Below are 21354 nucleotides of genomic sequence, written 5' to 3' on the forward strand. Positions count from 1 at the left end.
CATGAATTCATTGATATGGGGGTACTCATTTAAAAATTCTTGCAGAACTTTAAGTTTAATGGTGAGCAGTAAAATATCGGTAATTGCAGTAACGGTTGCTGTTCGTCTACCCGTCTTTGAGTAAAAACCAAGATTGCTTAACCCTATTGCTTCACCCTCCGTTAAGGTGGATAGAATCTCTGTTTGTTCCTGTTTATTGATTAGTTCACTACGCTGTACTTCCGCTTTGCCCTTGGCGATGAAATAAATACTATTGATTAATTCATTTTGTCTGACAATGTCTTGCCCTGCTGCAAGTTCTTTTTCTATAAAAAGATTTACTAATTCAGAGCCTTCCGTTTCGGTTAAATTAGTAAAGCATGGATGATTCAATATTATTGTTTTTTTTTGTTATTAGAGTTATAGACTGCATGAAGAAGTCCTTATCAAGTCAGCCAGAGAATAAGCCATCTCTGTATTTTTTGTATCTAAATAGCTCGTTATAGTACGTTATAGTAAAGGATAGTGTATATAAAAAAATTATGTAACTGGTTCTTCTCTTATATATATCTATATCTCGCGATTTAGCTAGAGATTTGTTTCTTTGTTTACTATATTTACAAGAAGATGATGGCAGAGAACTACAGCATGAATGATGAGCGTGGTTTATGCGGCCAAGAGCCGTTTATTGCCTAATAGATGATTTTTGTTTTGTTCAATTTTTAGTGCAAATAAAATCAAGTTATTCTAAGAAGCATCGAGCAAGGAGCTTCTAGAAAAGGAGCCCCAATGAAAGACCGCAAAAGAACTATTCCTGATAAAGAGCAAAAAACAGTACTACCTCAAGATAAACCTGCTAAAAAAGGAATGCGTCAACTTGGAAAACTACTTGAAAATAGGCGCAATAAGGGGCGCGGTGGGGCTGCTTAATTGATAATTTTTCAACGATGTGTATTTAATGGATAAGGTTTTTTTGCATAAAGTGGGGTTATGTTAGCAGGTTCTTTTTAATTCTTTTCCTTCGTTCCGCGGCTTGTCTGCGGGATCTAGGGGCGCTTGCTCTGGAACGAGCTTCCAGGATCCCACGGACAAGCCGCAGGAAGTAGACAGAGGATTTTTCCTTAGCTTGACACCTAATGCTGATCGCCGTGAGAGGGGCTAAACAGCAATCGGTGCTTTAATGGCTGGATGAGATTGATAGTTGGCGAATTCAAAATCATCATAAACGTACTCAAATAAGGACGCGGGCTTACGCTGGATATTTAGCGTCGCTAAAGGCAATGGTTCACGTTGTAATTGGGTGCGGGCTTGTTCTAAATGATTAAGGTATAAATGGCAATCGCCGCCGGTCCAAATAAAATCTCCGACCTCAAGGTTGCACTGTTGTGCTACCATATGGGTTAGCAGGGCATAGGATGCGATATTAAAAGGCACGCCTAAAAACACATCCGCAGAACGTTGGTATAATTGACAGGAAAGCGTATTATTCGCTACATAAAATTGAAACAAGGCATGGCAGGGCATTAAGGCCATTTGTTCTAACTCACCGACATTCCAGGCACTAACCAGTAAACGGCGTGAATCAGGATTATTTTTAATTTGCGCAACTACCGCGCTGAGTTGATCTATATGACGTCCATCAGCAGTTGGCCAATTGCGCCATTGCTTACCATACACCGGGCCCAAATTACCATTGTTATCCGCCCACTCATCCCAAATGGAAACGCCATTTTCTTTTAAGTAGGCAATATTGGTATCCCCTTTTAAAAACCAGAGCAATTCATGCACGATACTGCGCATATGTAATTTTTTCGTGGTTACCAAGGGAAAGCCCTGGCGTAAATCAAAACGCATTTGATAACCAAAAACGGATAAAGTTCCTGTTCCGGTGCGATCCGTTTTTTCTGTACCTTGTTGTAAAATATGCTTTAATAAGTGCAAATACGTGTTCATCGCTTAGCCCACCATAACCAAAGCCCTAATAATAGCATGGGAATCGATAAAATTTGACCCATAGTTAGCCAACCAAAGGCAATATAACCCAATTGAGGGTCTGGTTGGCGAAAACATTCAGCAATGAAACGACATGCAGCGTAGCCGATTAAGAATACAGCGGATACGCGACCAACTGGTCGTGGTTTGCGGGCATAACACCACACGAGTATAAAGAGCCCGACGCCTTCTAAACCGAATTCATAAAGTTCTGATGGATGACGCGGTTGCTCATCGACATGAGGGTACACCATACCCCAAGGCATGTCAGTCACCCGTCCCCATAATTCACCATTGATGAAATTACCGATACGCCCAGCTCCTAAACCAAGCGGTACCAAGGGGGCGACAAAATCCCCCACTTCCCAGAAGGCTTTGTGGTAGCGGCGGCTGAAAATCCATAGTGCCACCAATACACCAAGCAAGCCGCCATGAAAGGACATGCCGCCTTCCCATATTTTAAATAAACTCCATGGTGCATGGATGAATTCTGGTAGGTTGTAAAAAAGCATATAACCGACGCGTCCGCCAATAATTACGCCAAGAGCTGCGTAAAAAATCAGATCGCTGATTTGCTCTGAAGTCCAGGTTAATTGATAGTGTTTCACTCGCCAATGGGCAAGCAGCCAGGCGCTGACAAAGCCGATCAAGTACATTAGACCATACCAATGTACTTGAATGGGACCTAAGGAAAAAGCGACTGGATCAATATAAGGATAGATGAACATAAGGCGTTAAGTTCCTTTTTAAAAGAGCATCTTTAGTGCGGTTAATACTAAGATGACGATAAACCCATATTTTAATTGCTGCACTGGGACTATGTAATTTAATTTAGCGCCAATAGGGGCGGTCACGCTACTGAAGGTCGCGACCAATAACACCGCCGGCCAATAGACATAGCCTGTCGTATAGGGGATTGCCACAGTTTCATGATAGCCGGTAACCATAAACACCATGGAACCGATAAGCGCTACCGTCAGGGTGCATAAACTAGATACGGCCGCGATTTTTCGTATCTCAACCCCACAATAGATCAGATACGGAATGATTAATAGGCCGCCACCAATACCTAAAAGGCCGGATTTAAAGCCAATAAAAAAACTGACCAGATGGTTAATCCAAGGTTTAGGGGACTTTTCACTATGAGTAATCTTGGCATCCATGAGCATTTTTAGAGCGACACCCAGTAAAAAAAATGCGAAGATAATTTGCAGCCAATAAGTAGGCACCCATTGTGCGGCTATGGCTCCTGAAATAGTGCCAATAATTATTCCTGGCCAAAGCCTATTATAGACCGACCAACGAATATCTCCCAGTTGATAATGCGCTCTTAATGAGGCCTGCGAGGTAATGATCATCACCGCTAAGGACGTGCCGGCGGCGACATGCATCGCGATTGCCATGGGAATTATTTGCGTTTTCTGAAAAACAAAAAGTAGGCCTGGGACAACTACCAAGCCCCCACCGATACCTAAAATACCGGCCATCAGGCCAGCAAAGGCGCCGATGAAAGCATAAATCATGCCATGGAGAATCAGTGCTGCAGTTATCATAACGATTTGCCTGCGCGGATTAAGCTTCCTAAGCCTTCGGCTTCTAAGGCTTTTTCTAAATGCAGGCGTATTTCTGCTGGATGTTCAAACTCCAATACCTCCGCCAAAATTTTGCGGGCATTAGCAATAGCAAAATTACGAATGACCCATTTTACTCGTGGTAAACTCGCTGAGTTCATGCTGAGGGTATCAAAACCCATAGCAATTAATAAAATAACGGCAAGGGGATCACTGGCCATTTCGCCACAGATACTGACTTCAACGCCGGCAGCATGACCGCCCTCAACTACTTTGAGCAGCACGCGCAACATGGCAGGATGCATGGCATCATAAAGTGCAGCAACTCGGGCATTATTGCGATCCACGGCCAGGAGATATTGTGTCAAATCATTGCTGCCTACAGAAATAAAATCGACGCGTTTGGCAATTTCACGCGCCAAATAGGCGGCAGCAGGAACTTCAATCATTACGCCCAATTTGGGTTTTTCAATAAGGCAGCCTTCTTCCAATAATTCGGCAAAAGCCTGCTCAATAAGGTACGTTGCTTCTTCTACTTCACTCAAATTGGTGACCATTGGCAACATAATGCGTAAATTATTTAATTCTTCACTGGCACGCATCATGGCGCGTACCTGCATGAGGAATACATCGGGATGATCCAGGGTGATGCGTATCCCACGCCAACCTAAATAAGGATTATCTTCTTCTACCGGGAAATAGGGCAGGACTTTATCGCCACCTATATCTAGCGTGCGCATCGTCACCGGACGCGGGGCGAATGCTTTTAACGTTTGGCGATAGATAATTGTTTGTTCATCTTCGGAAGGAAATTGATCGCGGCTCATAAAGGGTACTTCGGAGCGATATAAACCCACGCCCTCAGCGCCCACACTCATCGATAAGCCTGCATCCATCGCCAAACCGGTGTTTACTTGCAGCGAAATTTTATAGCTGTCAGTAGTCTCTGCGGGTTTATCCCGTAAACTGACTAAGCTTTGGTTTAATGCCTGTTGTTCTTGCTCTAAAAGTTTAAATTCGCTCAAGACGGCTTTAGAGGGGGAGACGTGAACCTGGCCGTAATAGCCATCAACAATAAGGGCGCGTCGCGAAACAAATTCTAGTTTTAAGCCACGAACGCCCATGACCGTGGGAACGCCGAGGGCTCGCGCTAAAATAGCGACATGCGAATTATTAGAGCCCTTTGCGGAGATTACCCCGACCAAGCACCCTTCAGGTACTTCAGCAAGTGCGGCTGCGGTGACTTCGTCACCAACCAAAATAGTGCGTTTGGGATAGACGATTTCTTCATGTTGTGACCACTGTAGAGCCGCTAAAACGCGACGACCTAGATCGCGAAAATCACTGGCACGTTCACGCAGATAAGAATCCTCCATGCTCTCGAATTGTGCCACGTGTTTTTTAATGACCATCGCTAATGCTGCCTGCGCACTAATTTTTTCTTCACGAATCACGTGTTCTACTTCAATACCTAAGCTGTCTTTATCCAGAATACGTAAATACACATCAAATAAGGCGTGTTCTTCTTCCGCGACAATGGCCTTCATGCGCCGGCCTAAACGTTGCATGTCGTCTCTGGTTGCTTCCAGAGCTTCGTAAAACGTCTCCACTTCCTCTTCAAGCGTTTCTACTGGATGGCGTGGTACGGCATCAATGTCCGCTTGCGGGTAAACCACGACGGCAGTACCGATGCCGATCCCGGGAACCGAGCCAATTCCTGCCAAGGTTGTGGGGGTGGCATCAACCTTATCGACACCACCTAAGGGCTTGGGCTGGGTCAATTCAGCCAATTCACCGGTAGCTTCGGCATGGGCAATAATGCCGCCAAGCTGCGCGGCTAAGGTAATTAAAAATGACTCTTCAGTGTCATCAAAACAACGTTGTTCGGTTTGTTGGACAATTAAGACGCCATAAAGTTTGCGATGCTGAATAATGGGCACACCAAGAAATGCATTAAAACGCTCTTCACCGAGTAAGGAGTGATGGTAAAAATCTGGATGCAAGGGGGCATTTTCCAGATTGATAGGTTCTTCACGGCGACCAACTTGACCGATTAAGCCACTGTCGATGGAGATCCGTACGCGAAACTCGGCTTGCTTGTTTAAGCCTTCGGTTGCAATGAGGACGTATTCAGCGTGTTTGGTATCTATAAGGTAAACGGAAACGGCCTCGGCATTAATGGCTTTATTAATTTGCTGCACCAAAATACCCAGCGCCTCTGAGAGATGCTGGGCTGCGGTGACTTCTTGAACTATTCGTTTAAGTACCTTGAGCATCGATGCCTATGATTACCTCTTTTTCCGTTTTAGGCCATATGGCGTACGGCGATTTTTTAATAAAGGTTCGAGCTCTTTTAGCGCTTGCGTGTAGACTTGGCGCTTAAAAAAGATGACCTGTCCCTCTGGCTCATGAAAATCGATCCAACGCCAGCTATCGAACTCTGGCGAATCGCTCAAATCCAGTTTTACCTTTTGCTCACTGGCAACCAGTTTGAGCAAAAACCATTTTTGTTTTTGGCCAATAACTAAAGGCTCGCTGCCATGACGAAGGTATTGTTTCGGGAGTCTGTATTTAAGCCAGCGTTTTGTTGAGCCGATGACTTCGACATCTTCCTTATCCAATCCTACTTCTTCATGTAATTCGCGAAACATCGCCTGTATTGACGTTTCGCCTGCTGCGAGCCCACCCTGGGGAAATTGCCAAGCATCATGCCCGCTTCTTCTGCCCCAAAAAACTCTGTTTTGTTCGTTGACGAGGATAATACCTACGTTCAACCGATAACCGGCACGATCAATCACCATGATGTCACTGTTTAGATTAAACCGCTAATACCTTGATTTTTCCATAAAGTGCAAGACCTTGGCAATTAAATCCGTAATTATTATTAAAAAAAATCAAATTATCTTGGTGGGCGTCGATGTGCCGCAAGCAGAAGGTTACGCAGCAGGATGAGCATATTGCTTTCGCCATGGCTGCTATAGTTATATAATTAGGACAATTACTCTAATTTTAGGTCACATGAAAAAACGTATTTTAATTATTAATACCGGCGGCACGATTAGTTGCATCAAAACGGCAAATGGCTATGAACCTGCTCCGGGCTATGTCGCTGCGGCTTTAGAGCAAATACCGCTGCTCAAACATCAGGATATGCCTGACTTTACTATTAAGGAATATCTCCCTTTATTGGATTCGTCAAATATGACTGTGAGTGATTGGAATCGTATCGCTAACGATATTGCCGATCAATACGCGCATTTTGATGGTTTTATCGTGTTTCATGGCACGGATACCATGGCATATACTGCTTCTGCATTATCCTTTATGCTGGAGAACTTAGCGAAACCAGTGATTATCACGGGTTCACAAATCCCTTTATCCGAAGTACGTAATGATGCGATTGATAATATTGTGACATCCCTCTGGTTGTGCATACATCAGCCCATCCGTGAGGTATGTATTTATTTTAATCAGCGCTTGTTGCGTGGTAATCGCTCACAAAAAATGAGCGCCCAAGGTTTTGCCGCTTTTGATTCGCCTAATTATCCGCATTTGGCCTCAATTGGCATTGACATTAAGCTTGATCACCATCTTTCTTTGCCAGCACCAACCCAACCGTTTCATTTACAAACCATAGAACCACAATTTATTGCCAATTTTCGCCTATTTCCTGGTTTTGCCTCTGAGGTATTGGCCTATATTTTAAACCAGCCTTTATGTGGTTTAATTTTGGAGACGTATGGCGCGGGTAATGCGCAAAATAATGAGCCGCGTTTTTTAAGTTTGCTTAAAGAAGCGTGTGCTCGTGGGGTGATTATTATTAATTGCACCCAATGCCAACAGGGACGGGTGGAGATGAACCAATATGCGACCGGACATACCTTGAAACAAGCCGGCCTTATCAGTGGCCATGATATGACGCCTGAAGCCGCTCATTGCAAGTTACTCTATTTATTAAGTAAAAAACTAGATACAGCGCAAATAAAGCTGCAGATGGAAACAAATCTGTGTGGGGAGTTATCTGCTTGAGCAAATAATTTCAAATCGGTTTGCATAAGAAGCTCATGAGATATTGGATAGTAGCCGGTGTATCAGCACAGCGAATTCCCTGATTTCGCTGTGCTGATACACCGATACAATAGCTAGATGATTCTGGCTTCTGCGGATACGCCACGGGACGACTGATTTGGAATTAACGCAAACAATTATAAAAACTGTGGAACTCACAGGCTTTACTGTCCAGCTTACAACACTAAGTGAGGCGTATTAAATAGTTGCTACTGAATGTTGATGTGGTGCAACTACCTCGCCAATTTCTTCCAGCGCATTTTCCATCGCGACTTTTAGTCGTCCACGGCTAGGCTTCATGCCAGGGGCTTTAATTCGCGCTACGGCAAATGCAGTTAACTGCACCGGAATGGTACTAATTGGTTTTGATTCTTCACAAATCATCGTATTATCGCGAAGAATGGCATTTATTTCCTCAATGACAAATGTTCTGCGTAATACTTGATAGTCGTCTCCTTCTTTATCTAGGCCATCTATTTTTTTCTTACAAGCAAGAATATGATTAATTAGACAGTTTTCTTTTTGGGCTCTGACTTCTATGGCTGAAGATTTGGAAATACAACTGGAAACTGAATTGGCTATTTTAATAAAAACACCATCTTCAGGGGGGCAAAGAATATGCTCACCTAAATAATAGACGGCATAAGCGCAAAGGATATTAAAGGGGTCATCATCGTCTACGACATCTACCAGAGAAAAGCTTTTTTTGCCGCCCTGGGCATCGTCGACTGAGTCGACAGGATTAATCCCTAATGCACTAATTTTATTATAAAAGCGATCCAGGTTTGAATTTATCCCGGTTAGTGTTGCATTAAGATGGCCTCTGTCCCATTTATGTTTTTTGCGATAATCCTCAACCTCTGTATCGACTTGACTCATTATTTTTTTTAATGCTTCTAAACTATGTTTATCGCTTTCTTTATTTAAAAAAGCAGCAATGATTTTTTGTAAATCACGAGTTACCTTTCGCTGTTCTTCGGAAATACTCGTATCTCGCCACCAACTGTAAAGCACGTTTTTATCATCAGCAATAGAATCTTCAATTGATTTTATTAACACGCGTTCGATCAATTCTTGAGATGTTTTAACAAATATAGTCATCGCTCTACTCCTTGAACTGCAATTATTTTATCATACCCGTATTTACTTTATTCATCATACTAAGGCAGACTGCTTAATCGCATACCTGTTATTGTTTTTAATCTAGGAAATAACAAATCTTATGAATTTACACATTATCATTTTAGCTGCAGGACAAGGCAAAAGAATGCATTCCCATATTCCCAAAGTACTGCACACAATTGCTGGGAAGCCAATGTTAGTACGCGTAGTGGAAACTGCGCAGCAACTAAATCCTGATGCAATTCATGTTATTTATGGTCATGGTGGTGAACAACTAAAGAAATCACTCCCTGACTTGTCTGTGCATTGGGTCCATCAAGCAGAACAATTGGGCACTGGGCATGCAGTAATGCAAGCCTTGCCGTTTATCCCACCCCAAGCACAGGTTTTGGTCTTATCCGCAGATGTACCTCTTATCCACGTAAACACCCTACAATCGTTAATTGAATGTAGCAAAACAGTAGATGGTCATCAATCTGTTTTGGCACTTTTAGTCGCCAACCTTGAAGATCCTACGGGCCTTGGCCGTATAATTAGAGACAATCAAGGTAAAGTTTCTAGCATTGTAGAAGAAAAAGATGCAAATGAGCAAGAAAAGAATGTAAAAGAAATTTATACGGGTATTTGCTGTGCACGCGCGGCTGCTTTGGCTAAATGGCTACCGCAATTAAGCAATAATAATGCGCAAAATGAGTATTATTTAACGGAAATTATTGCCTTAGCCGTAGCAAGTCAAACTGCAATTACTTCTTTGGCTACCCAGGATGTTGCTGAGATTCAAGGTGTTAATAATCGTTTGCAATTACAGCAATTGGAACGTGTATGGCAGGTACGTGAAGCAGAGCGCTTGTTATGCCAGGGTGTTGCTATTGCTGATGCACAGCGCATCGATGTACGTGGCGAATTAACTTGTGGCAAAGATGTGTTCATTGATGTGAATTGTGTCTTCCACGGTAAGGTGGTTCTTGGTGATGGTTGTGTTATCGAACCTAATTGCGTGTTAACCGATGTGACTTTAGGGGCCGGTACTGAAATTTATGCTCAGAGTGTGTTAGAAGGGTGCCAGATTGGTAATGATTGTCGCATTGGCCCTTTTGCACGTTTAAGAACTGGAACACAATTGGCGGCGCATTGTAAAATAGGTAACTTTGTTGAAACCAAAAAAGCGGTATTTGATGAGGGCTCTAAAGCCAGTCATTTGAGTTATCTTGGTGATGTATGCTTAGGCAAAAAAGTAAATGTAGGTGCAGGTACGATCACGTGTAATTATGATGGCGTTAATAAACATCAGACCGTGATTGAGGATGGTGCCTTTATTGGCTCCGACTCCCAATTAATCGCTCCAGTGACTGTCGGTGCGTATGCTACTATTGGCGCTGGTAGTACCATTCGTAAAAATGTTCCTGCTGATGAACTTACGTTGACTGAATCACGACAAAAAACCATTTATGGGTGGAAGCGTCCAGTGAAGAAGGAGTAAATTTATTTTTTTGGAGCTGAATTTATTCACTCATGCCGCAAAGCCAAAGCTTGCTTTCTCCCCAGCGAGGAACATAATTTAAGGATTAGCGGCAATGACAGTAAGGTCATAATGAATTTATATTGCCAAACATTCACCACTAAATTAATGATCTGATCATAAGGATAAATTCCCCCATACAGCAAGCTGTAATCAACCAAGCATAATAAGGAATTCGCACAAATATTGGCAATTAAAATACGGTATTGGGGTTGTATCTTTTGTTGTTTTAGATAATGCAATAACATGGCATTACTCATGAAGGTAGCTAATAAGGTGAGCGAATCAGCCGGTAATCTTCTCAGCATAATGTAGCTGTAAAAAGGATTTAAATTAAAAAACTCAGGTGAGGGTAAGGCAACTATGCCCATTAGTAGGCTATCAAAGATGAATTGTGTTGCGCTAATGATCAAGCCAAATTTCAAGTTTACCCGGTAGCCCCATAACTCACCAACCACGGTGCTGATGATTAAGATAATCGGAAAAAATAGAGCACTAACTGCTAAGATGCGGTTGTGACCAATAAAGGCGACGATGCGGTATTCGCAGGCTAAGCAGATAAGCATAATGACTATGGCAAAGCAGATCAGATAATAGCACAGAGGAAAAGGCTCATAAGCACGTAGTGGACATGATGGCGTCTGGTCTTTCAAGGACATTGTCAGGGACAGTGCACCAACAATAAGGAGTAGGATAGAGGCAATCATCATGGAATCAATCATGATTTGGCAGAAATTATGGATGTGTGTCCCTAAAAACAAGAGAAAAAAATTCAGGGTAAAAAAACTTAAGCCACCCAACAATGCCAAAAGCATACACTGTCTTGGTGAGGCTAAAAGGGTACTGTTTTTAGCACATACGAGGAGATGGGGTAAGTAAAAACTAAGTGCAAAGGCAATGGTCACGGCAAAGAATTTTTTGGGAATATCATCAAAAATTATTTGATACACGGGATTGTCGTGCATGTATTCTGCGGCGGGCAAGTTAATGGATATATAAACGCCAATGCAAAAGGTATACAACGTCATTAATGAAATATTGAGTAAATGACGTTGTTCTTTAACCGTACATCGGCGTAAAGCGACTAAATATAAACCTGCAGTTAATGGGCAAATTAAGCTATTAACAGAAAACATCATTCCGTGCAGGATAATGATTTTAAATGCAACATTGATTAATAAAGTAAGACAGATAATGACACTTACTGTCAGAAATAAAAAACCAGGTGATTGTTGTGAAGGCAAAGAGTGTTTCATAATATGATTATGTTCATAATAAAATGTATTGGTTATTTGCCAATAATTGCCTTTAATTAAGCTAATTCGCGCGTAAATATAGCACTATTGTGTTTTAAATAGCAAGCAAACGCCTAGATTCAAGTGTTTGTAATTATTTTATGCACTAAAAGCTCTTTTTTTAACCCGACATCATTCATATTTGAACTCTGGTGATTGGCTGTTAGAACTGATATCCCCTCCTTTAGTCCATCTTTTACGTCTTTCGGGATTAAAAAGACTCATTGGATGTACTTCGGTTTTTCCTGAGGTTTCTCTCGTTCGTGGCGTTAATATATCCACGTTAACTCGCTGTGCTTTCGGGGTCAATGGATGGGACACCTCAATTAACGTTTTTTTATCATCGGATGTTTGCGTAAATAGCGCTTGCCCCATTCCTTCATGTAAACTTGTTAATTGGCTTGGATGCACTGGAGCCAATTCTTGTTTTTCTTGTACTTTATGGCGGTCAAGCCATAGTTTGAATGCTAATAGAAAATCGTGAAAATCTTCCTCTTTACATAATTTGAGCATAAATGTGCTTAGTTTTACCGAAATACCATATTCAACCCAGAGCACTTGGGGGAGAATCTTTTTCACCGCGCCGGCGACTACTGGCACATTGCTATTGGTTAGTGTTTCTAGTTTTCCGCCATATTTTCTTACATAATATAAGATTTCCACTAGCAGTTTTTGCAGATCAACCCAAAAAATACTCAAGACTGGATTGCGTACAGCATCTTTGCTGCTACGAAATATCGGCGGTAACGCCTTTTTGGCAGCTTTTTTAAAGAATCCTGGTTGTGGGGAATGCTCTGTTTCTAAATCACTTTTTAATACACTGGTTAATGATTGTAATATCCATGAAATCGAAACTATAGGTGTTTTATTGGGTTCTGGATGAAATATTTTCGCCATTTTATCCATGATGCCTGCAAAAGCGATGTCGGTTATCACGCTATTCATAAGTTCATAAGCAGCGATAGGATCTATAGTTATAGTTCCTTTGCCTAATTCAACATAGGGAATATCCATGTGAGCGGCGGTATTGATATGCCATAAAAGTAAGAAGTGATTCAGTGTTTTACCGACTAACATCGGAGGCATACCTATTGTCGCTGCGAAAAAGCGTTCCATGATCATGGTTGTTGCGGTGTATGATAAACCTAAGGCCAATAATAATTCTGAATCGGTGGTTCGATGCCGTTCGCAGTGAGGATTGGCTGAGCGGCTAATATAATCACCATAAAAATAGACAGATAATATCAATGAGAGTGGTGAGCCAACGTGAGGCAGAGAGCTTACCCAATAGGTTAAAAAGTCATTGCCAAATATGAGCAAGGGTTGCTTAAAAGTGCCTTTAAGGATGCGTTTATTCGTGCATTTGGCCAGGGCACATGGATCTTCTGGCGCAAGGGGGAGTGCGGTTTTGTGCGCCATAAACGCAGCCGGTCCTACGGTACTCAGCGCCAATGTTTCAACTACTAATGCCGCGCTTTCTCTGGCAGTATAACTCCAAACAGCCCAATCAATCAGGGTCGTCGCGGAGAGTAAGGTGCTATCAAACAAAGAGGCAGCTTCATCGCTACGCCCATCGCGAACCGTGCTTAGCAAGAGGCCATTTAGTGAGTTTATGGCAATTAGCGGGATAATTCTGTGGGTGGTGATGTGAGCTGCTGCCTTAAGAATTTTTATAGATTCTGGGGCTGCAAGTGCCGGAATTGCCTCTCTTAAGGCGACGCCTTGTTTGAGTAGGTAAACTACGGTGTTGGCAACATAGGTAGTTGTAGTTGCTAAGGGCTTATACGTCCAACTCCATGCCCACGCAGCAGCAGTACTAATTGTTTCGCCAACAACTTTAGTTCCATTTTCTATCGATGACCACCATCCCATAATTTTCTCCCTGAAACATCGAGTTTTTATTTTAAGAGTAAAAAATCAGGAATGCTAGACTTTTTTGCATAAAGCACAGAGAAGTTTCACCGAAAATGAAAATAGGGAAGAAATTAAGGCCTGTGGTTATTATTTAAATGGCTAAAATAGTACACTAAAGCAAATTTTTATCTTTAAATTCACAAAGATCGCGAATAATGCAGGTACGGCATTGTGGATTTCTTGCAGTACAAACATAGCGTCCATGTAAAATTAACCAATGATGTGCATCGTGTAAAAACTCAGGCTCAATATTTTTTAATAAACCCAATTCAGCGGCTAAAGGTGTTTTGCCGGTAGCAATACCCGTGCGGTTGGCTACGCGAAATATATGTGTATCCACGGCCATAGTGGGTTGACCAAAGGCCGTATTCAAGACGACATTTGCAGTTTTACGTCCTACACCGGGCAAGGATTCCAAAGCATCCCGCTGGTTGGGTACTTCTCCGTGATAATTTTGGAGCAGTAAGGCACAGGTTTTTATTATATTTTCTGCCTTACTATTATAAAGACCGATTGATTTAATGTATTCTTTCAATTGCACTATGCCCAAATCCAAAATAGCCTGAGGGGTATTGGCTACCGGAAATAATTTAGCGGTTGCCTTATTTACACTGACATCGGTAGCTTGCGCCGAAAGAATCACCGCAATTAATAACTCAAAGGCCGAATGATAAATCAATTCCGTCGTTGGATGAGGATTTTGTGCGCGAAAACGCATAAAAATTTCACGTCTTTCTTGTTTATTCATGCGTTTTTTTCGCTTTTACCCGTGCTAGAGCTTGTTGAATATAATCTTGCTTGGCTTTGATATCCTGAGCTTGATTGGCAGATTGCAGTGCCAAAAGCCGTTTTTCGCGATAGGCTTGCTGCTGTTCATGCTCATCACGTAATAAGCGTGTTTGTTTGGCATTAAAGCGTTGGCGAGCTAACTCTTGATCATAATCTGGGGCAGCTAAGGTCACCATGTCAATGCAATCTACCGGACACGGAGCAACGCACAAGCCACAACCAGTGCATTCATGGGCAATAACCGCATGCATTAATTTGCCACTGCCAATAATAGCATCTACCGGACAGGCTTTGATGCATTTGGTACAGCCAATACATTCGGCTTCACGAATCACCGCGACCGAAGGCGCGCGGGTTTTAGCCAAGGCTTCATCCACATAAGGTGTGGTATCAATATGCAATAAAGCACCTAAGGCTTTGACCGTAGCTACTCCACCCGGAGGGCATTTATTGATGGCAGCGCTACCTTGCGCTAAGGCTTCAGCGTAAGGCAAACAACCGGCATAGTCACATTCGCCACATTGGGTTTGTGGCAAGAGTGCATCGATTTCTTTAACTGAAGCCATTATGCACCTGTTTGGATTGGGCGAGCATTGCTTCAATTTTTTCTTTTTCAACGCGAACCATTAAGGGTTGGAAGGCATTAAGGCTGTGGTTTAAGAGAGGGCTATCGATGGCTTCCCAGGTTAATGGGGGGCAATTTAAAAAGTGTTCTGCTGCTTGGGCCATTAGCGGTAACACCGGTTTTAAGTACGTCATTAAAATACGGAATAAATTAATTCCCATCGTACAAATATCTTGTACTTCCGCCAGACGCCCTTCTTCTTTAGCTAGCACCCAAGGCTTATGGGTGTCAATGTATTGGTTTACTTTATCTGCGCAATCCATAATCAGGCGAATGGCACGCGCATAATCGCGAGAGACATAGGCTTCAATTATTGTCGGACGCATATTAAGCAGATCCGTATACAGTTGTGGCTCACTTAAGTTGCTGCTTAAGCGGTTGTCAAAACGCTTATTGATAAAACCGGCGCAACGACTGGCTATATTCACTACTTTACCTACGAGATCCGCATTGATTCTGTTGGTAAAATCTTCAAAATTTAAGTCCAGATCATCAACGCGACCATTGAGTTTAGCGGCATAATAGTAGCGTAAATATTCAGGATTTAAGTGTTCCAGATAGGTACGTGCTTCAAGAAATGTCCCGCGTGATTTAGACATTTTTTGACCATCAACGGTTAAAAAGCCGTGGGTATAAACCGCAGTTGGCAGACGATGGTCACTGGCAGCTAACATAGCAGGCCAGAATAAGGCATGAAAATAGACAATGTCTTTGCCCACAAAGTGATACAATTCAGCTTGAGAATCTTTATCCCAGAATTCAGCGAAAGACACGCCATGTTCATCACAGTATTTTTTAAAGCTGGCCATATAACCGATGGGTGCATCCAGCCAGACGTAAAAATACTTACCGATAGTACCAGGAATTGGAAAACCAAAATAGGGCGCGTCACGCGAAATATCCCATTGTTTTAAGCCTGCGGCAAACCATTCATCTAATTTATTGGCTACTTCAGTTTGTAGATGTCCATTGCGGGTCCATTCCTTTAATAAAGTCTCAAAGCGTGGCAAATCAAAGAAATAATGTTCTGAATCCTTTTCTATGGGCTTAGCACCGGAAATGGCCGATACGGCATCAATCAGGTCGGTAGGCGCATAGGTTGCGCCACAGACTTCGCAATTATCGCCGTATTGATCTTTTGCGCCGCACTTAGGGCAGGTTCCTTTGACATAGCGATCAGGAAGAAACATTTCTTTCAGTGGATCATAGGCCTGGCGAATAGTTTTTTTAACAATAGTACCGCCAGCTTGTAGTTTTGCATAAATAGCGGATGCTAAGGCTTGGTTTTCGGGGGAGTGGGTGGTGTGGTAGCAATCATAATCGATGGCAAAACCCTGAAAATCTTGTTCGTGGCTTATTTTGATTGCCGTTGTTAAGGCCTCGGGGGTAATGCCCATTTGCTCGGCTTTCAACATGATTGGCGTACCATGTGCATCGTCTCCACAGACACTAATGCATTGAATTCCCGACATTTTATGAGTGCGCACCCAGATGTCGGTTTGAATGTGTTCGACTAAATGGCCAAGATGTAAATGTCCGTTGGCATAGGGAAGAGCGCTGGTAACCAGCATTTTTCGTTCTGTAGCCATCAATTTGTGGTTTGTTGACATGTTAATTAAACTCCTCATCAACCTGATGAACCTGCATGTGTAAAAACGGCTGATTATAACGCAATTAGGAATTAAATGCTGTAGCTAAGTGATGAGAACTTGGGAATGTCTTGCGGGTAAAAAAACGCGGCCTAAGCCGCGTCGGGTATTACTAAATTCGCTTAGATTGTGTATGTGCTAGTAGCTTTAGGCTCTACTGAAGAGTCATTTGAAGCTTTAGGAGCAAATAGAGTAGAATGAGTTGGCTCTTCTGCTTTTTTAGTCTGAGCAGTTACTGAAGCGCCACCTAACTGAATCATCATGTTAACGCCGTTGCCATCGGTATCTTCTAAACGCGCTTCACGATGAGGGTCCCGAGGACCTGATTTAGATTTAAAGCATGCATCTATAATCCAAGAAGCGGTCTTTAAAAAAGCTGCGGCAAACGAAGTAGCAACAGACGTAGCAGCAAACGCTAAACCAGCAGTAACGCCAATTTGGAGCAGTGTGTTTGCACCAACGATACCGGCGATTGATAGACCATAAACACTAAAGCCAGCAACAGCAGCTAAAGCAGCAGGCCATAAGAATAAAGTTAAACCAACAGCAGCACTAGCCGCTAAAGAAAGACCTACTGTACCAATTAGAATTTTCTTAAAATTAAGAGCCATGCTTTTCTCCAAAGTTATAAACATCGGGCGAATCATAGCAATGATTTTGTAAGCCGTGAACCAAAAATGTTCAGTATGTTGTAACAAAAGTGTAAATTTGCTGATTAATCATGCGTTTTGGATTAATGTGCGACCATTTTGTATTAAATTAACCCTGATTAATGCCTGTATGATGATGTATTGATGTGGTTTTGCATGACTTTTAAGGGTATATGCGGCAAAGTGTAATCTCCCACTTATTTTTGATTAGGGTCTGTTGCCTGTTCTACTATCTTGCTCCCATTTAGCGAAATGACAACAGACCTTAAAGTATTCAATTTTATGAGGTTATTTGTATAAAGTAGGATCTGCTACGCCCGCATTAGCAAAACCACGCTTCCTAAAGGTACAACTGTCACATTGGCCACAGGCTTCTCCGGCATCATTTGCTTGATAACAGGAAACCGTCAGGCTGTAATCCACCCCTAAACTTAATCCTAATTCAATGGTTTTGACTTTACTTAAATGTTGCAATGGCGCATGGATAGTAAATGGATCGCCGCTTACCCCGGCTTTTGTTGCTAAATTAGCTAAAGTCTGAAATGCGGCAATAAATTCAGGGCGACAATCGGGATAATGCGAATAATCTACGGAGCTGGCGCCTATATAGATATCACGCGCCCCTATCGATTCGGCAAAGCCTAAGGCCATGGACAAGAAAATGGTGTTGCGCGCGGGAACATAGGTTATGGGAATTTCAGCGCTTTCTTGAAAATCGGGGACTGCCATAGAGGCATCAGTTAAGGCAGAATTGCGAAATAATTGGGTATCCAAGGTGACTATTTTATGTTCTTTGACTGCATAATGTTGGGCAATGCGGGTGGCGGCACTTAATTCAGCAGTATGCCTTTGTCCATAAGAAAAGCTCATGGCGTAGCAGGCAAAACCTTTGGCTTTAGCTAAAGCCAAACAGGTAGTTGAATCTAATCCTCCAGATAATAACACTACAGCGTTCTTCATTGTCTTTATCCTTTTATCTATTGGTGGGATTAATTATGCCATAAGCGTGAATTACAAGACGATATTTTTTCAATGCGCTGTCAGCAGACCCTACAAAATTGCGCAAAATTAAGTATCAATTCTGTAAATCGCACAAATCCATCCTTGTTTGCAAAATAAATGCTATGTTATAAAAAAGAGCACGCTTATTTTTTGCGACTATATATAAAGAATGAGTCGCCAATAATTCATAAATCGGGATGACAAGATGACGACAAGCAGTGGAATACTTCAATCTTATCTCAAGAACGCTTTTAATACCAAAGCCGAGCTACGTTATGAAGATCTGCTTAAACATAATCGCGAAAAAAAAGGTGGTGATTTTCTTAAGCCTTTAAGTTTTTATTTAAGTATTTTAGAAAATATTGACCCGGTTATGATTCACTATATGCCTCAGAAAAAAAAGGAGCAATTAACCCATGAGCTTGATATTACCTATGTACTGTTGCTCGCGCAAAAACACTATGAACTGACGCATCAAAAAAAAGAAAATAGCAAAACATATGATGCGCAAATTAAACAATGTACAGCGCTTCTTGATGCCCTTGATCCTAGACGTCAAGCGCAGATTGCTAAATGCCCAGAGCAAGCCTATCTCTCTCCTGACAAACCAGTTGCCTGGTGTGGTATCCCCTTGGCACAAGAATTTGCGGCGAAAATGGTTGCATTCATGGATCGTAAAACAAAAACGATTACAGACGCATTAGGGGCTTTTAATGAAAAGAGGTTGTATTGGGTTTGGGGCTCCTCCTTTATAAAAACCATGCTTAGTTTATTGCCCGAGGATTTTTATAATTTGCAGCAAGCCACAGAGGTAATTAAAGCGCCCGATCCTTATACGGGAACTTTAAGCTGGAGTTTATACTATTTTCGCTTTTCGCTGAATTTATTTTTATTACTCAAGCATACGCTTAAAGGTCCGTGGATGAGTAAAGACGAGGGGGATACACCTTGGACTGAACGTTTTCAGCGCCAATGGGCACAAAGAAAATTTGCCTTGCTGAATGATTCATTGTGGGGTACGGCCAATTTAGTGTGCTTCTTTTGGCTCAATGGTAAAGTGTTAGGACCATGGGCCGATGCGTTAACTATCGTGCTTTTAGTTTTTGATATCAGTGTGGCATTATGGGATTTTGCCGAACAGCAAACCCAACATAACGTAGAAATGGCGCAATATAATCAAGACATTGCGGCATTAACTGCGGCAAGAGAGAAGTTATTATCTGATGCCCTAGAAGAAGCGGAAACAGAAGACGAACGAAAATTAGCCGCCTATAAAATGCAAATGCAATTGGATACTTTAAAGCGTGCCCAAAAGCGCTGTGCACGCGACTGGGAACTGCAAAAATTAGGCTTATACAATAACATTGGTTATGCCATCGGTTTGATGCTTGCTTTCATTGTTTTAACGGCGCCATTTATGCCTGTTGCTGCGGCAACTGCCGTAACTTTAGGTATTGTCGGCGCAGTTTTGTGTTTTGCTTTTACGGTAATTAGCAGTGCCATTAAGGGAGGGATTGAAATTTATAAATCGCACCATGCGCGAAAAGAAGCAAACTTAGAATTTCAAGTGCATGTTGAATGGCTCAAAGCAAGGTTGAAGGCAAATTCCAATTTAAATGATAATGAGACAAAGCTGCTTTACCTGGAAATTAAAAAGCTGCAAGCGGAGAGTGAATATCAAAAACAAATGATTGTTTTGCAATCCGTTCATTTGGTGCGTTCACTGATGATCGATGTGCTTATTCCGGCGGTTATCTTTTCGTGCCTGGTTTTTTTACCCTTGGGGATTGGTTTTGCAGCGCTCGGTGCGGCACTCGGTTTAGCGATTGTTTCTAATCTCTTGGTTAATGCCTTATTTGCACCTGATGCGAAAATGAAGGAATTACCTACGAAGTTTCCCGAGAAGGAATATACTGATTTTTGTAAATTAGTAGTTCGAGAGAGCAGTTCCAAAGAGCAACATGCGTTTTTTAAACCTCAAAAAGCAGATGAGGGCAAATTGCAAAAAAACAACGAGGCTTCAGAACCACCATTGGGTTTGGATGTCCGTTTATAAAATAAAATTTCCTCTTTGCTTGCCTGGTCATTGGCACCAGGCTAAGCCTCATTTCTATTTTCTCGCGGGCAAGTAGGCAGAATATTTTCTGGCAAAAGGGGGATTATTGCTTAATAAGTGTTTTTATTTATGCGTTCAAGATTAAAAAATAATCATTAAAAACAAAGAGGTTAGTTTAGTCTAAATCTTTAGATCGGAGCATAAAAAAACTGGCTTTCAAAATCCTCTTCGGTATAATGATGAAAATGAAACTTGGTTGGAGTGTCTTAAATGATAAAGTTCCCTGCCCTGTGCTTATTGCTCTTCTCGCTAAACAGTCAAGTTTCTGCTGCATTTACAGGCATCTGCGATACGAATACAGGGATGTCTGACTCCAATGTTTTAGCCTTAAGCTCCCAATCTGGTTTTTGCCAGACTTATGGCTACGAAGCAGGTAAACCCGAATGCTTGCATTTGCCGAAAAATTCATACCAATCGCAACATCTCTCCTTGCATGGCTTATGGCCTAATCAAAATGCCTGTGGTCAACATTATGGTTTTTGCGGGGTAACACCACAAATGAATCATTGTGATTATTCTCCTGTAGCCTTGTCTCCAGAAATAGCGGAGCATTTAAAAAAAATAATGCCAAGCTATAAGTATGGTAGTTGTTTAGAACGCCATGAGTGGAATAAACATGGCAGTTGCCAAACGCGCTCTGCAAATGATTATTTTTCTTTGGCTATGCGTTTAGTTACAGAAGCAGATCAATCAGTTTTTGGCCAGTATTTAACTCAAAATCAGGGTAAAACCGTGCCGATATCTACTTTACGTGGAAAGATTGCCCAGGCTTTTGGTGCTAATAATGCAGGGAAAATCTATCTGGGTTGTAAAAATGGCATATTAGTGGATATTTATATTCAATTACCTGCGCTAATACCTTTTGATGAATCTTTGGTGTTGTTAATCGAGCAGGCACCTAACTATCAATATCGTGATGCGTGTTCGCGTACTGTGAAAATTTCTGATTTTAATCAAAATGCGTTTGTGGCGATTGCCTAAAAGCGAAATAAGGGGGGGAGTTATCGCCTACACTGCCTTGCACATTACGAAAACTTCCTCTAATGTAGAGGAATTATTGATA

At 42.0% G+C, this 21354-nt stretch carries 19 protein-coding genes; 5 read left to right on the forward strand and 14 right to left on the reverse strand.

Annotated features, from left to right (window positions below):
* Positions 1 to 372 (reverse strand): cyclic nucleotide-binding domain-containing protein (locus LDG_RS16190; protein WP_040536350.1); only part of this gene is annotated, 372 nt, incomplete at its 3' end.
* A 396-nt stretch (positions 373 to 768) separates the two neighbouring features.
* Here LDG_RS16190 and LDG_RS19765 point away from each other — a divergent pair.
* Positions 769 to 909 carry a hypothetical protein gene (locus tag LDG_RS19765; protein ID WP_006872528.1) on the forward strand — a complete coding sequence of 47 codons (141 nt, stop codon included), beginning with the start codon at positions 769 to 771 and terminating at the stop codon, positions 907 to 909.
* Between the two features lie 228 nt (positions 910 to 1137).
* Here the strand turns inward: LDG_RS19765 and thyA are convergent, their stop codons facing one another.
* The 5 genes from thyA to LDG_RS16215 are packed head-to-tail and all read right to left on the reverse strand — an operon-like array spanning position 1138 to position 6343.
* Positions 1138 to 1932 carry a thymidylate synthase gene (gene thyA / locus LDG_RS16195; RefSeq protein WP_040536352.1) on the reverse strand — a complete coding sequence of 265 codons (795 nt, stop codon included), beginning with the start codon at positions 1930 to 1932 and terminating at the stop codon, positions 1138 to 1140.
* Entirely contained in the window at positions 1929 to 2699 is a 771-nt protein-coding gene (gene lgt / locus LDG_RS16200; protein ID WP_006872530.1) for a prolipoprotein diacylglyceryl transferase, read from the reverse strand. The genes thyA and lgt overlap by 4 nt, the downstream gene beginning before the upstream one ends.
* Positions 2700 to 2717: 18 nt before the next feature.
* Complete coding sequence (locus LDG_RS16205; protein WP_006872531.1) at positions 2718 to 3524, reverse strand: sulfite exporter TauE/SafE family protein; 807 nt, start codon at positions 3522 to 3524, stop codon at positions 2718 to 2720.
* On the reverse strand, positions 3521 to 5818 hold the full coding sequence (gene ptsP, locus LDG_RS16210) for a phosphoenolpyruvate--protein phosphotransferase (protein WP_006872532.1): 2298 nt from the start codon (positions 5816 to 5818) through the stop codon (positions 3521 to 3523). The genes LDG_RS16205 and ptsP overlap by 4 nt, the downstream gene beginning before the upstream one ends.
* 12 nt (positions 5819 to 5830) lie before the next feature.
* Positions 5831 to 6343, reverse strand: a complete 513-nt coding sequence (locus LDG_RS16215) for an RNA pyrophosphohydrolase (protein WP_006872533.1) — start codon at positions 6341 to 6343, stop codon at positions 5831 to 5833.
* A gap of 217 nt (positions 6344 to 6560) precedes the next feature.
* Between LDG_RS16215 and ansA the strand changes: the two genes are divergently transcribed.
* Entirely contained in the window at positions 6561 to 7571 is a 1011-nt protein-coding gene (gene ansA / locus LDG_RS16220) for an asparaginase (RefSeq protein WP_006872534.1), read from the forward strand.
* 237 nt (positions 7572 to 7808) lie between these two features.
* On the opposite strand, the gene LDG_RS16225 is transcribed toward ansA, so the two are convergent.
* Positions 7809 to 8711, reverse strand: a complete 903-nt coding sequence (locus tag LDG_RS16225) for a hypothetical protein (RefSeq protein ID WP_006872535.1) — start codon at positions 8709 to 8711, stop codon at positions 7809 to 7811.
* A gap of 121 nt (positions 8712 to 8832) precedes the next feature.
* Here LDG_RS16225 and glmU point away from each other — a divergent pair, with 121 nt between their 5' ends.
* Positions 8833 to 10212, forward strand: a complete 1380-nt coding sequence (gene glmU, locus LDG_RS16230) for a bifunctional UDP-N-acetylglucosamine diphosphorylase/glucosamine-1-phosphate N-acetyltransferase GlmU (protein ID WP_006872536.1) — start codon at positions 8833 to 8835, stop codon at positions 10210 to 10212.
* 26 nt (positions 10213 to 10238) lie between these two features.
* Here the strand turns inward: glmU and LDG_RS16235 are convergent, their stop codons facing one another.
* The 7 genes from LDG_RS16235 to queC all read right to left on the reverse strand — a co-directional run bounded on the left by LDG_RS16235 (position 10239) and on the right by queC (position 18142).
* Positions 10239 to 11507: a VUT family protein gene (locus tag LDG_RS16235; protein ID WP_006872537.1), complete on the reverse strand. Its 1269-nt coding sequence runs from the start codon at positions 11505 to 11507 to the stop codon at positions 10239 to 10241.
* 171 nt (positions 11508 to 11678) lie between these two features.
* Complete coding sequence (locus tag LDG_RS16240; protein ID WP_006872538.1) at positions 11679 to 13418, reverse strand: hypothetical protein; 1740 nt, start codon at positions 13416 to 13418, stop codon at positions 11679 to 11681.
* A 154-nt stretch (positions 13419 to 13572) separates the two neighbouring features.
* On the reverse strand, positions 13573 to 14208 hold the full coding sequence (gene nth / locus LDG_RS16245; RefSeq protein WP_006872539.1) for an endonuclease III: 636 nt from the start codon (positions 14206 to 14208) through the stop codon (positions 13573 to 13575).
* Positions 14201 to 14815, reverse strand: coding sequence for an RnfABCDGE type electron transport complex subunit B (locus LDG_RS16250; RefSeq protein WP_006872540.1), 615 nt, complete (start codon positions 14813 to 14815; stop codon positions 14201 to 14203). The genes nth and LDG_RS16250 overlap by 8 nt, the downstream gene beginning before the upstream one ends.
* Entirely contained in the window at positions 14802 to 16463 is a 1662-nt protein-coding gene (metG, locus tag LDG_RS16255) for a methionine--tRNA ligase (protein ID WP_040536402.1), read from the reverse strand. The genes LDG_RS16250 and metG overlap by 14 nt, the downstream gene beginning before the upstream one ends.
* A gap of 182 nt (positions 16464 to 16645) precedes the next feature.
* On the reverse strand, positions 16646 to 17134 hold the full coding sequence (locus tag LDG_RS18715; protein ID WP_006872542.1) for a hypothetical protein: 489 nt from the start codon (positions 17132 to 17134) through the stop codon (positions 16646 to 16648).
* 327 nt (positions 17135 to 17461) lie between these two features.
* Positions 17462 to 18142 carry a 7-cyano-7-deazaguanine synthase QueC gene (gene queC, locus LDG_RS16265; protein ID WP_267878852.1) on the reverse strand — a complete coding sequence of 227 codons (681 nt, stop codon included), beginning with the start codon at positions 18140 to 18142 and terminating at the stop codon, positions 17462 to 17464.
* A gap of 238 nt (positions 18143 to 18380) precedes the next feature.
* On the opposite strand from queC, the gene LDG_RS16270 reads away from it, so the two are divergent.
* Together LDG_RS16270 and LDG_RS16275 are read left to right on the forward strand one after the other, a co-directional pair.
* The gene (locus LDG_RS16270) at positions 18381 to 20231 is read left to right on the forward strand and encodes a hypothetical protein (protein WP_006872545.1); all 1851 of its coding nucleotides are present in this window, start codon (positions 18381 to 18383) and stop codon (positions 20229 to 20231) included.
* A 270-nt stretch (positions 20232 to 20501) separates the two neighbouring features.
* Complete coding sequence (locus LDG_RS16275) at positions 20502 to 21272, forward strand: ribonuclease T2 family protein (RefSeq protein WP_006872546.1); 771 nt, start codon at positions 20502 to 20504, stop codon at positions 21270 to 21272.
* Positions 21273 to 21354: the final 82 nt, after the last annotated feature.

Origin of the sequence: Legionella drancourtii LLAP12 (assembly GCF_000162755.2) — a bacterium.
Lineage (GTDB): Bacteria > Pseudomonadota > Gammaproteobacteria > Legionellales > Legionellaceae > Legionella > Legionella drancourtii.